Origin of the sequence: Wolbachia endosymbiont (group A) of Machimus atricapillus (assembly GCF_964027095.1) — a bacterium.
In the GTDB taxonomy this organism is placed as follows: domain Bacteria; phylum Pseudomonadota; class Alphaproteobacteria; order Rickettsiales; family Anaplasmataceae; genus Wolbachia.
The window spans coordinates 816,656-829,746 of record NZ_OZ034727.1 but is presented as its reverse complement, the minus strand read 5'-3'; the positions used below and the strand labels follow the sequence as shown (position 1 = coordinate 829,746).

The 13,091-nt window shown below is 35.1% G+C and carries 9 protein-coding genes, 1 tRNA gene and 1 pseudogene; 6 read left to right on the top strand and 5 right to left on the bottom strand.

What is annotated here, in order from left to right; all coding sequences use genetic code 11:
• Window positions 1-172: 172 nt before the first annotated feature.
• From AAGD68_RS04050 to AAGD68_RS04040, 3 genes and pseudogenes are all read right to left on the bottom strand, one after another.
• Window positions 173-875, bottom strand: a pseudogene (locus AAGD68_RS04050) (transposase); the annotation flags it as partial.
• A gap of 104 nt (window positions 876-979) precedes the next feature.
• Entirely contained in the window at window positions 980-1,909 is a 930-nt protein-coding gene (gshB, locus tag AAGD68_RS04045) for a glutathione synthase (RefSeq protein WP_264688409.1), read from the bottom strand.
• A 60-nt stretch (window positions 1,910-1,969) separates the two neighbouring features.
• Window positions 1,970-2,566: a BON domain-containing protein gene (locus AAGD68_RS04040; RefSeq protein WP_064124795.1), complete on the bottom strand. Its 597-nt coding sequence runs from the start codon at window positions 2,564-2,566 to the stop codon at window positions 1,970-1,972.
• Between the two features lie 140 nt (window positions 2,567-2,706).
• On the opposite strand from AAGD68_RS04040, the gene AAGD68_RS04035 reads away from it, so the two are divergent.
• From AAGD68_RS04035 to lon, 5 genes are all read left to right on the top strand, one after another.
• Window positions 2,707-2,788 (top strand) — tRNA-Leu (locus AAGD68_RS04035).
• A 158-nt stretch (window positions 2,789-2,946) separates the two neighbouring features.
• Window positions 2,947-4,281, top strand: a complete 1,335-nt coding sequence (tig, locus tag AAGD68_RS04030) for a trigger factor (RefSeq protein WP_264688507.1) — start codon at window positions 2,947-2,949, stop codon at window positions 4,279-4,281.
• Between the two features lie 11 nt (window positions 4,282-4,292).
• Window positions 4,293-4,919, top strand: coding sequence for an ATP-dependent Clp endopeptidase proteolytic subunit ClpP (gene clpP / locus AAGD68_RS04025; RefSeq protein WP_253309482.1), 627 nt, complete (start codon window positions 4,293-4,295; stop codon window positions 4,917-4,919).
• Window positions 4,919-6,196: an ATP-dependent Clp protease ATP-binding subunit ClpX gene (clpX, locus tag AAGD68_RS04020; protein ID WP_253309481.1), complete on the top strand. Its 1,278-nt coding sequence runs from the start codon at window positions 4,919-4,921 to the stop codon at window positions 6,194-6,196. Before clpP ends, clpX begins: the two co-directional genes overlap by 1 nt.
• A gap of 15 nt (window positions 6,197-6,211) precedes the next feature.
• On the top strand, window positions 6,212-8,662 hold the full coding sequence (gene lon, locus AAGD68_RS04015) for an endopeptidase La (RefSeq protein WP_341814133.1): 2,451 nt from the start codon (window positions 6,212-6,214) through the stop codon (window positions 8,660-8,662).
• A gap of 160 nt (window positions 8,663-8,822) precedes the next feature.
• On the opposite strand, the gene AAGD68_RS04010 is transcribed toward lon, so the two are convergent.
• Window positions 8,823-9,017 carry a hypothetical protein gene (locus tag AAGD68_RS04010; RefSeq protein ID WP_265016803.1) on the bottom strand — a complete coding sequence of 65 codons (195 nt, stop codon included), beginning with the start codon at window positions 9,015-9,017 and terminating at the stop codon, window positions 8,823-8,825.
• Between AAGD68_RS04010 and AAGD68_RS04005 the strand changes: the two genes are divergently transcribed.
• Window positions 8,929-10,143 (top strand): cbb3-type cytochrome c oxidase subunit I, encoded by a 1,215-nt coding sequence (locus AAGD68_RS04005; protein ID WP_265016802.1) that lies wholly within the window; start codon window positions 8,929-8,931, stop codon window positions 10,141-10,143. The two genes, AAGD68_RS04010 and AAGD68_RS04005, sit on opposite strands and share 89 nt — an antisense overlap.
• A gap of 677 nt (window positions 10,144-10,820) precedes the next feature.
• Here AAGD68_RS04005 and AAGD68_RS04000 read toward each other — a convergent pair.
• Complete coding sequence (locus AAGD68_RS04000; protein WP_265044962.1) at window positions 10,821-13,016, bottom strand: hypothetical protein; 2,196 nt, start codon at window positions 13,014-13,016, stop codon at window positions 10,821-10,823.
• Window positions 13,017-13,091: the final 75 nt, after the last annotated feature.

The window sequence follows — 13,091 nt, the reverse complement described above, 5'->3', positions numbered from 1 at the left end:
GAATGTTGTTGGTTAGTGGATATGTTGATAAGTAAACTTCATCTGTTTTGTGCGTATAAAACTAATTTACTTATCAACATATCCACTAACTATAATCTGTGTACTGTTACACAATTGGAAGTATTTTTTGATTTTATGATGCAACTTGGGAAATTTTTATAATTTTTTTGTTGACTAACAAGACGGTATCTCCTCTTTCTTTGAGGTCATTTAGCACTCCCAACCAGAAGTTAGCTCCTTCACTTTCAGCCAAATAAAAACCTAATACTTCTTTTTTGCCATTTTGATCTATGCCTAATATGTTATACATGCATTTACTTACGCAATGCCCGTCCTCTTTGACTTTAAAAAACCATGAAAACTATCGGATATACAGACTGCAGCGGGCGACTACGCCATTCGTTGATTACTGGTAGCAATTTGTCAGTAATACTTGATATCTCTGCCACCGATATTTTGTGATCATAAATTTCCTCAACATGTGACACTATATCTCTATAGCCCATACCACTGGCAAATGTGCTCAAAATCTTCGTTTCAAGCTCTGGATGTAAGTTTGTTTGCCTTTTTTTGACTATTTGTGGTTCGAAACTTCCTTCCCTATCTCTTGGCGTCAAAAGTTCAAATGACCCTGCGCTTGTACGTAAAGTCTTTGCATTCCTCCCATTTCTTCGATTATTCTCTTCGCTTTCAGCCGACAAGTGGTTTTCTATTTCACCTTCCAGGCTTACCTCCAGCAACTTTTTTATAAACGGTGTTAATGCTCCATCTCTTCCTGTCAACGGTCTTCCTTCTCGTATAGACGACAGGATATTTGTTTCTAATTCTTTATAATCTACCAAACCGGTAGTTCTGTTTACTACTTTCTGACTCATTGTCAAACCTCCATTTTTTTATATCAATTTATTACTTTTTTTTCGGTTTGACACAGTTTATTTAACACTCCCAATGGGACTACTGAGTTTGTTAAGGTAATTGTTCACAGGTTTAGTTGATGGCTGCTTGCTTTTTCTTCAAACACATCCCAAAGGTCTTTTTCTAGCGATATATTATATAATTTATTGATATAAACCACTCCCGTGGGTGAAGTTGTGTTAATTTCGAGCAGGAAGTCATCTATAATATCAATACCAACAAATATTAGCCCCCTTTTCTTTAATTCAGGACCAATTTTGTTACATATTTCATTGTCTCTATCGTTCATTTGAGCGGGCTCAAAACTTGCTCCAAGTCGCATGTTTGTTCTGATCTCTCCACTGATTTTTGGAACTCGTTTCATTACTCCAATTGGTTGACCATAAAGTAGCAATATTCTTTTATCTTTATCTATGTTTTTACAAAATGATTGCGCAATTACAGGACATTCATATTTTGCTATCATGAGATCCACTACCACTTGAATGCTGTTTTCATCTCGTATTCTTATTACATCGTTTCCTCCATAACTATACAACGGCTTCAGAATAATATCTTGATAGTTGTGGTAGAAATCTCTAATCATCGATATATTTTCAGTGATCAAAGTCGGCGGAATTAGCTCTGGAAATAATGAAGTTATCAATTTTTCAGGACAATTTCTTATTTCTGTTGGATTGTTAATTACCAATGCGCTGGTTTTTTCTAAGATATAGGTTGTTGTAATGTAGCGCATATCAAAGGGTGGATCCTGTCTGATAAATATGATGTCCATTTCATTCAAGTTGATTGCTACATCCTCTTTAGAGATAAAACTAAAATCATCAACGCTGACTTTCTGAGCAAGAGCAATTGGATGGTTTAGCTTTAGTGCTAAATTGTTAGGAGCATAGACAAAAACTTCGTGCTTCCTCCTTTGTGCTTCCTTTATTAGCACGAATGTAGTGTCAGTTTCAAAATTTATATTTTCATCCATCTGAAAGGCAACTTTCATTTATGTTCTCTACCTATTGTCACAACTGTACAAATGTTATAATTTGAAGGCGATTTTTGCCTAATGGCGTAATTTACTGTACTTATATCGTACATAACTTACAACTTGTTTTACTCCCTTTACTTTTCTTGCAATTGATATTACAGCTTTTAATTCCGCTTTATTTTGGGCTATACCCATCAAATAAACAACTCTATCAACCGTATTAACGCTATAATTAATTGATTTAATATTTCTTTTCCCCAGAAGTCTTGTTCTTATTTCCGCTGTTATCATGCCATCTACAGTAGTGTCTAGCATGGAAGCCATTTGAATTGGTATTACTCTTATTTCATTTATCACTTCTTTAATTTCTTTTTGCTGCCAAGCTATTTTTTCTGCTGTAAGTTGTTTTTCAGGAGTGTCAACACTTCCAATGAGCAATACTCTTCCTTCACTTACTTTAACTTTTATGGATGAAAATAGCCCATGTTTTAAGAGCCCCTTATTAATTCTGATGACCATAGTCGTATCATCAATGATATTTCCCAAGGATTTGTCCTGCATTGTTATTGCTGTTGCTGTCGCTGTAGCCACCACACCACCTATTATAAGGGTTGTGCAACCACTTTGTGTAATCAAAAAAATTGCAAGTAAGAAGCTTGTTATTAATCTCATTATTGATTTTCAGGATTTAGAGCTTTCATTAAGAAATGTTAATAAGCTTTTTTGATTGTGTAAATACTATAAATTAAGTAAGACTTTAAACCTTGAATATTTTTAATGGAATACCTATAATAGGGTACTGAAAATTTCTTGCGGATATGGCGGAATTGGTAGACGTGCCAGGTTTAGGTCCTGGTGAGCTTGCTCGTGGGGGTTCAAGTCCCTCTATCCGCACTTTAAAGTCATGTAACTTAGGTTTTAAGGGAAAATTTATAATCACTGAATACACTTTTGTTTGTATAAAAACCTGTTCTTAAGGATTGTGTTTAACTTAAATTCTGGTAAAATGACTCTATTAAGATATGAATTAAAATGTTAATAAATGAATTATGATGTCTAATAATATACCTCAAAATACAGTCGAAGTAAGTAGCGTATATACCTACAAAGAGCTTAGTATAGATAAACTAAAGTATGAGTATGAAATCACAGTTGGTAGTGATTATATAAAACAAAAGGTAAATTCCAGGTTGCAAGAGATAGCAGAAAATGCAAAATCACCTGGGTTTAGGGCTGGAAAGATGCCTTATGACCTTGTTGTTGCAAATTATAAAAACGAAGCTTTGGAATATGTGATAAATAATACAATTGATTATTGCTCAAGTGATTTGATGAAAAAAATTGAAGTCAAGTCTCACATTTATCCTAAGGTTGATGTTATATCATTACCAGATCTGGGCAAAGAAAATGAGGAGGGCAATTTTGTATACAAGCTATCTTTTGAGTCGATGCCTGAAGTACCGATGATAGATCTTGACAAAATAAACTTAAAGAAAATTGAAGCAAAGATTGAAGAGGAAGATATAAAAGAATTTATTGATTCTATTAAAACAAAGTTCCCCAATTTCGCCTCTGTTGATGATGCTTCTTATCAAGCGAAAGATGGGGATAAATTGATAATTGATTTTGAAGGGCGGATTAGGAATAAGCTCTTTCAGGGTGGAAGTAGCAAAAATTTTGCCGTTAATTTAGGGTCTGGCACATTTATTAATGGTTTTGAAGATCAATTAACTGGTATGAAAAAGGGAGAAACAAAGGACTTTAAGTTGCAATTTCCTGAAAATTACCAAGCCATTTCACTTGCAGGACAGGAAGCTGATTTTTCTGTGCGAGTTAATGAGATTCAAATTGCCAAAGATTTTGAAAATGATGATGAAATAGCTAGGAGTATTGGTTTTAAAGATTATTCTTTGCTAATAAGTCATGCAAAAAAAATGATTGGTGATCAGTGCACCGAAATGAGAAATCTCTTAATTAAAAAGGAGCTATTTGATTATTTGGATGCTAATTATAGTTTTGATTTACCCACAGACATAGTAAAACAGGAGCAACAAAGAATGGAAGGAGAACTGGGTGCTCAAAATGATTCTTGTAAAGAAGCTGAAAAACGTGTAAAGCTTGCTATGTTATTTATGAAATTTAGTGCAGAAAATAAAATATCATTAACTCAAAATGATGTTTTGAATGTTATTGTAAATCAATATGTCAGTAAGGATGTACCGTTTGACAGAGTACTTAAGCATTTTGAATCAAATAAACAATTTCAAGAATTAGTTAGAGGGCAAGCGCTTGAGTATAAAGTGACAGATTATATAATAGAAAAAGTTAGTAAAGAAGAGCAGATTATTTCTGTGAAAGAATTAAAGGAATTGTTTGGTAATATTTAATAGGAAAAGGTATGACTCTTATACCAATTGTAGTTGAACAAACTAGTCGCGGTGAGCGCGCTTATGACATATATTCAAGACTAGTGAAAGAAAGAATAATTTTCGTAACAGGTCCTATTGAGGACAACATGGCCAGTGTAATAGTAGCACAGCTTTTATTTTTAGAATCGGAAAATCCCGATAAAGACATTTGTATGTACATCAACTCACCAGGTGGTATTGTAACTGCTGGTTTGTCGATCTACGATACAATGCAGTATATAAACCCAGACGTTTCAACTTTATGTATAGGTCAAGCTGCGTCTATGGGTTCCTTATTGCTTGCATCTGGTACAAAAGGTAAGCGCTACTCTCTACCTCATTCAAGAATTATGATACATCAGCCATCTGGTGGTTATCATGGTCAAGCAACTGATATAGAAATACATGCTAATGAAATTTTGCGAGTTAAGAAAAAACTAAATCAAATTTATGAAAAACATACTGGAAATTCACTGAAGAAAATTGAAGGAATGATGGAAAGAGATAAATTCATGGATCCTGAAGAAGCAAGGAAAATTGGCTTAATTGACAGGGTGATAGCTGAGCGTACAGATATTGAAATTGAAAATATTAAAGTTAAACAAAAGGTGGGTTAATGGATAACAATAATGATTTACACTACTGTTCTTTTTGCAACAAGGCGCAAGATGAAGTAGATAAATTGATTACTAACTCCTCGGATGGTTTAAAGGTGTTTATTTGTAATGAGTGCATAGAATTATCCCATAAAGCAATAAGTCAAAAGAAAGATAGATCTTTTAATTCAGATCGTATATCTGATATGAAGCTATTACTAAAGAAACCTGAGGATATAAAAAATTTTCTCAGCAAGCATGTTGTAGGTCAAGAACACGCGCAACACGTTTTATCTGTAGCTATGTATAACCATTGTCAATCCATGGTACAATTTCATGCTATAAGTGATATTGAAATCGAGAAGTCAAATATAATGCTTATTGGTCCCACTGGTTCTGGTAAGACTTTGCTAGCCAAAACACTTGCTAAAGTTTCAGATGTGCCATTTGCCATGGCTGATGCGACAACTTTAACTGAGGCAGGTTATGTGGGTGATGATGTAGAAAGCGTGTTGTCGCGTTTATTACAAGCTGCAAATTATGACGTTGCAAAAGCACAGCGTGGTATAGTGTTTATAGATGAAATAGACAAGATTACAAGAAAATCTGAAAGCACTTCAATAACCCGTGACGTTTCAGGTGAAGGGGTCCAGCAAGCTCTGCTTAAGATTATGGAGGGTACAGTTGCTTATGTTCCGCCACAAGGAGGGCGAAAACACCCACAACAAGAGTTTATACAAGTGGATACTAGTAACATACTATTTATTTGTGGAGGAGCTTTTGAAGGCCTCGATAAGATTATTGAAGCGAGAAAAAAGGGAACGTCAGTTGGCTTTGGAGCAGATATAAGTCAGTCTAAAGAGCAAAAGAAAAAGAATGCTTTACATGATGTTCAACCTGAAGATTTAATCAAATTCGGTTTAATACCCGAATTTGTAGGGCGGGTTCCAATAACTGCTGTTTTAGATGAGTTGGATCATGAAGATTTAATACATGTGTTGACAGAGCCAAGGAATGCACTAATAAAACAGTACAAAGCATTGCTTGCGTTTAGCAAAGTAAACCTTGAGTTTTCAGATGAAGCAATATCAGCTATTGCTAAAAAGGCTATAAGCTATAAAACAGGTGCAAGAATGTTACGTGCTATCTTGGAGTCACTTTTGCTTGACGTTATGTATACAGCTGGAAACGGAGATTTTGAAGGTAGCACTATAGTAATCACTAAGAAAATGGTAGAATTAGGAAAAGCAACGGTTAATCATAATAATAATGGCAATGTTATAACGGTTAATGATTAATTTGAGGCATATATTATGAACATTGAACGTGCTGTGAGCTCTAGTTTTACTGCATTGCCAGTATTACCTTTAAGAGATGTAGTAATTTTTCCAAATATAATGGTGCCTTTATTCATAGGCAGAGAAAAATCTGTTAATGCACTAGAATATGCAACAAGTAGTAGTAGTCACCAAAATGAGATTTTTCTTGTAGCACAGAAAGATGGCTCTGTTGATAATCCAGAGCCTGAAGATCTTTATGAAGTAGGTGTGTTAGCAAACATTATACAACCATTAATAAAATTGCCTGACAATGCAGTAAAAGTTATAATCCGGGGGATAAGAAGGGGAAGAGTTGTAGAATATATTAGCTCTCATACTTTATTACAAGCCAGGGTAGAGTTAGACAATCATTATAAAGAAGATGAAGACAATATTGATTTAGAAGCTTTAAGGCGATCTGTTATAGACGCGTTCGATAGCTGGTGTAAGCTAAACAAGAAAAATCAGCCTGAAGTTGCCATTAACCCCATTGATCAAATCAAAGAAGTTGATCAACTTGTAGACACGGTAGCTTCACATTTAAATATAAAAGTATCGGATAAACAAAGCATACTTGAGGCTTATGACCCAAAAGAGCGTTTAAAAAAAGCTTTTGCTTTTATTGAGGGAGAAATAAGTATTTTGAACGCACAAAACCGTTTATATAAGACAATTAAATCGCAAGTTGAAAGCACTCAGAAAGTTTACTACCTTAACGAGCAATTGAAAGCTATACAGAAAGAATTAGACGAATTTGAGAATGGTGATGAAGGGAATATACTCAATGAATTTGAAAAAAAGATAAATGAAACAAAGCTTTCTCAGGAAGCAAGAGAGAAAGCTATAACTGATTTGAAGAGATACAAGAAAATGAATCCCATTTCTCCTGAAGCTACAGTTATATCTAGTTACTTGCATTGGTTACTTGATTTGCCGTGGGGAAAGTACAAAGATGCAAAAATTAACTTAAATGCAGCTAAGAAAATCTTAGATGAAAATCATTATGGCATAGAGAAAGTAAAAGATAGGATAATAGAATTTTTAGCAGTATTAAAAAGAGTAAAAGAGATAAAAGGTCCTATACTTTGCTTGATTGGACCGCCAGGTGTTGGTAAAACTTCTTTAGCTAAGTCTATGGCAGGAGCAGTAGGAAGAGATTTTGTTCGCATAGCTCTTGGTGGTGTGCGTGATGAGTCCGAGATACGAGGGCATAGGAAAACTTATATTGGCTCAATGCCTGGTAAAATTATTCAACATATGAAAAAAGCTAATTCATGCAACCCGCTTTTTCTGCTTGATGAAATAGATAAGATGGGTTCTGATTCGCGTGGCGATCCTGCATCTGCATTACTTGAGGTTTTAGATACTGAGCACAATAAACACTTTACGGATCATTACTTGGAAGTTGAGTTTGATCTTTCAAGTGTAATGTTTGTAGCTACGGCAAACAGCTTAAATTTGCCACATCCTTTGCGTGATAGGATGGAAATTATACAATTGTCCGGGTATACTGAAGATGAAAAAATCAGTATTGCTACACACCACCTTATTCCGAAGTTAAAGAAGGAGCATGGTTTGTATCAGAAGGAATGGGACATAACTAATGAGGCGTTATACAAGTTGATACGTTTATATACACGTGAAAGTGGTGTGCGGAGTATGGAAAGGGAGCTTGCAAAGCTCATGAGAAAGGCAGTTAAAGAAATATTGACTGATAAAAATAAGAAAATATCCGTAGGGGTTGACAATTTACAAGATTATTTAGGGGTACGTAAATATACCTTTGGTATTGCAGAAAATGAGAGTTTAGTGGGAGTAGTAACTGGGCTTGCCTATACTGAAACAGGTGGTGATATTTTGATGATAGAATCAGTCCTAATTCCGGGCAAGGGAGAAATAAAATACACAGGAAAGCTTGGAGAGGTTATGCAAGAATCTATAAAAGCTGCGTATAGTTATATTCGATCAAATTGTTTGTTTTTTGGTATAAAGCCCGAAAAATTCCAAAATAATGATATACATTTACATGTACCTGAGGGTGCGGTACCAAAAGATGGCCCTTCTGCTGGCGGCGCGGTATGTACGTCTATTGTTTCTCTTATGACGAATATACCAGTTAACAAAAATGTTGCTATGACAGGCGAAGTGACATTGCGTGGTAGAGTTTTAGCTATTGGGGGCTTAAGAGAAAAATTGCTTGCAGCGCTCAGAGGATCAATCAAAACTGTGATTATACCAAGTGAAAATGAGAAAGATATGCAAGAGATTCCGGCAAGCATCAAAGAGGGGATCAACGTAGTTTTTGCTAAGAATATTGATGAAGTTATGAAAGTTGCTTTAATGTACCCTACTACTCCAATTGATAGTGATAATCAAAATAGTGTGCCTTCCTCTATAGAAAATAAAGATGATACTTTTCCTATGTCGGAAACATTGAAGCATTAGATTAAGAAGATATTATACAATCTCCATTTCTCTTTTGTCCGGCAAAAACCCACCAACTTGCGCATTCCATAAGGATATGACCTGCTTTGCTGTGATATTATTCATCAATGCCAATTAATTTGAAAAATTTATAGCGCTTTATATTATAATACTTTATCAATCAAAAATAAAAAGAGAAAATGACCGTGCTCAACATACAAAATAACGCTACACTTTGCAAACAGTGGATATTCTTAGCAGTATGTGCTCTTGCTTGCTCTGGGTTACTGTCAATAATTGTTATTTTTTTACGATTGCCTTTTATCTCCTCTCTCGTTCCTTCTGCACAATATATCTTTGATAATGCGCTGGTGATACACGTGAATTTGTCAATTTTGGTGTGGATGTGCTCTATAATATCTCTGCTCTTTATCATAAACCTACAAAATACCAATAGTTGGTTTAACTTTTCATGGGTTCTATCAACCCTTTCGATGCTGCTGATGTTTGTATCTGCATTCGTTCCAAACACTGAAGTTATCAAAAGTAACTATATTCCCGTGTTACAAAACAAATTATTCTTATTTGGTCTTGGTTTGTTTACCACCAGTATATTAGTAAATGCAATGCTAGCATACACATCAAAAAAAGAGGTTTCATTTCTCTCTGTGGGGCAAGTTGGGCTGGTTATTACACTTGTTTCGTCATTTCTTTGCTTTGTTTTAGCATATCAAAATATGCCTCCAGGTCTATATCACTCAGATAAGAATTTGTTTTACGAATATCTCTTTTGGGGAGGCGGACATTTATTGCAGTTTGCTTTTACTCAAGGAATGTTTTTAGTCTATTTAATAATGTTAAGCGATGCTAGTTTAGCTTCAAGCAATAAAATTACTATTTTACCACTATTTATAAACACAATTTTGGCTATGGGTGCATCGTTTATATATTTTGTTTATCCAATTGATAGCGCCAAGTTAATACAGTTTTTTACTTGGCATATGAGAATTGCTGGAGCAGTTTTGCCGTGCTTTTTGATAATATTAGTGTGCTGCAACATCAGGACTTTTACTAATGATAAAAGCAACTATTTATTACATTCATTTTTATTGTTCATTTATGGAGATGTGCTTGGAGTGCTGACTATTGAAGGAAATGTCACCATTCCCGCTCATTATCATGGTTCTGTAGTTGGGATCACTATAGCTTTTATGAATTTCATTTATTGGCTGTTACCTAAATTAAACTTTAAAGAGGTAAAAAGTTCCATGGTAAGATTACAGATTTATGCTTACAGTGTGGGGCATTTTCTCCATATTACTGGACTTGTATGGCTTGGTGGATATGGTGCCTTAAGAAAAGTTGCAGATCTGCCAAGTATTTCATCAATGTTGGCACGTGCTTGTTTTATTGCGGGTGGAGCTATATCAGTTATTGGTGGAATGTTGTTCGTAATAATTGTGCTTTTACATCTGTTAAAACGCAAAGCGCGTACCAACTAACCCATAGAAACGAAAAAACTTACTTGACAAACTCCGCCAGCCCCCTTATTATGACAATAAGGGTATTTATGACTCAAAACTTGTTTTTGACCTGCAGGCTCAATGACAAAATTCAGTAAAAAACTCAGGTATTTATTGGCGGATTACATAAAATTATAGCGGCTGCATGTCTTTTTTATTTTTTCTACATTCAGCCAAATCGCGCTTATTTTAAGCGTTAGCACATTATTACAGCGCCACTTACAGTAATATAGAGTCAAAACTCGCACCACGGGGCTTCTTTTGCCTTTTTTTCCGCTTGGTAAATTTCTTAATGTTTGTAGCTAAAGCAATTTAAGAGACCGAAAATGGTGTCATTCCAGCGCGTGACGCTGGAATCTAGTCTTTATTATGCAGCCACTTATTTAAAGTTAAGTTTTCTGGATCCAAGTAGTCAAGCTACTCGGATGACACCTTGACAATCGTCATCCTGCTACGTGTTAGCGGATGAGATACCGCGAATGAATCGCGGTATGACGTAGGATTGCTGTCATCCCGCTGCTTGTTAGCGGGATCTATGTGAGATACCGCGGCAGTGTGACGGTTCGCGGCGGAATGACGATAACCTCGTCATTCCGCTACTCGTTAGCGCCGTGGCGGTATGACGTCTTAGCTATAGTTAACAATAGAAGCAAAACTCATCCTTTTGAAAGAGGAGGAGATTTTTCTGGATCCTCAGCGGGGATTGATTTTGGATCTGATAATTCTGTATTTACCTTGATTGGCTCTAATGGAGTTTTCTGCTCTTCCGGTTTATCGTCTGGAATTGGAACAGGCCAATCCATAATGTTTTGCGGTATAACTTCTGCTTCTTTAGCTTCTTTTTGACCTGTTGAAGATGGTGTATCAACTCCTGCATTTTTAGTAACTTCTTGTTTTAGTTGTTTATTTTCTTCTTGTAATTGCTTTAAATTTTTCTTTAACTCGTCAATCTCTCTTATTTTTTGTTTTAATTGTTCAGATATAGTTAGTTTGTCTCTAGTCAATTTTTTGTTTTCTTGTCTTAACCCACTAGCTATTCTGCTTGAGTTGTTGTTTACAGCTTGTGTACCTTGGTCTTGCTGCTGCATGCTTGTTCCTCTACTTTCATATTCAACTTCAGTTTGAGTTGCCTGACCTTTTTCCTGCTGTAATATGTTCTGCAGTTGCTCTAGACTCTCTTTGACAGATGCCAGCTCTTCCTGTGTACACGTTAACATCCCTTCCTTTTCCTTAAGCTGTTGTTTAAGCTTATCTATTTCTGATTGTTGCTTTCTGAACGATGTTGAATCTGTACTTTTTGCTCTTAATTGTCTAAATAAATTTTCCTTTTCTTCTGCCAATTTTTCTATTTGCTCAGTCAGCTTATCTTTATTATCGATAAATTCAATCTCAGCTTGTTTTAGTTTACGGGTTAAATTTTCAATATACTCACTATCTTCGTTTTTTACTTCCGAATACTTTGCCCTTAAATCTTGAAGCTTTCCTTCTAATTTCTGGCTCTCTCTTACTATCTGCTGTATCTTTTCATCCTTCTGCTTAATTTCTTTTCTCAAACTCTCTATTTTCTCATTTTTCTCCACTTCTTCTATCTCATCTGCAAGAGACTTTTTACCTATACCAGATTGCTGAATTGCCATTTCTAAATCTTCTTTTTCTTTGTACAGTTGATTTAATTCCTTAACTAACTCTTGATTCTTTAATTGCTCTTTACTCATAAGCGACTCAATTAAAGTACCTTGTTCCTTTATTCTTTGATTTTTTTCAGATATAACTTGCCGTTGTTCATTAACTTCATCTCTCAAGAAGTCACGTTCTAATCTTAGATCCTCAAGCTGCTTTGCCTGCGCTGCAAAATATTTAGCAAATGTTTCTTTTTCTTTCTCTAATTCCTCAATTTCGTCTACTTCACCTTTTGCTCCTTCTTGTTCATGCTCTTCTTCATCATTAGACATATCATCCTCAAGTATTTCATCTTCATCACTAAATTCACTAACACTAGAGAAAGAACTTCTACGTGAAGAAGGTGTGCTAGGAGAGGAATACCCACTGCTGCTTGGTGTAGGTGACTGTGGTGATATATGTGGATCTTTTGTAAATATTTCCTCTGCTGGTACTTGCTGATCGTCTACACTCCTGGACATGTCAGTAAAAGCTTGATGCAGAGTTTTTCCATTGATAAAAACTTCTTTATTCTGCTCAACTAATTTTAATATTTTATCTTTTATTTCCTCTGGTGTGAACTTTAAATCACCAAACTTTGGCTCACCAATGACACTTTGTATACCACTAGAATCCAATTTTACGATCATGCTACAGTCTATGCTGTTACCTTCAGAATCTTTAGCCTGCCAGTTAATGGTCATTTCACATGAGCTTGAACCAGTAAAATCATAGTGCCTTTCGCTGCCTTTTTTGGTCGCAGTTATTTGACTATCTTTCTCTAAAGATATGTTATAAACCTTACCTTCTCTGCTGGCTCTTAAAATATTGCTAATTTCTATTGGTTTTTCTTCATTTTCAAATCTAATTTTGAAGTCGTTATCTTTTGTTGAATACGCTAAGAAATTTTGACCAGGCAGAGACGACTTAAGTTCTTTATGCATTGTGTTTATTGATTGCTCAAATTTTTGGAACTCCTTTTCCCACTTTAAATTTATCTGTCCTGTAATGTCCTCATCTTTGCGTAAAGGACCAATAAAGTACCAGATTAAATTTTCTTCCTCCAGTCTTTTAATAAAATCCTGAAGATCGTTGCAAGATTCAATGACACTTAGAATATCATTTTTCTTCTGTTCATCTACATTTAGACTTTGATTCTCAGCTATAAATACATTTTCGTTTTCCTGTGGCATAATTTTGCATCTTTAAAAAGTATACTATAATATTAACAGATTTTTTTAAAAAATCAACTAATCGTTGAGTAAATA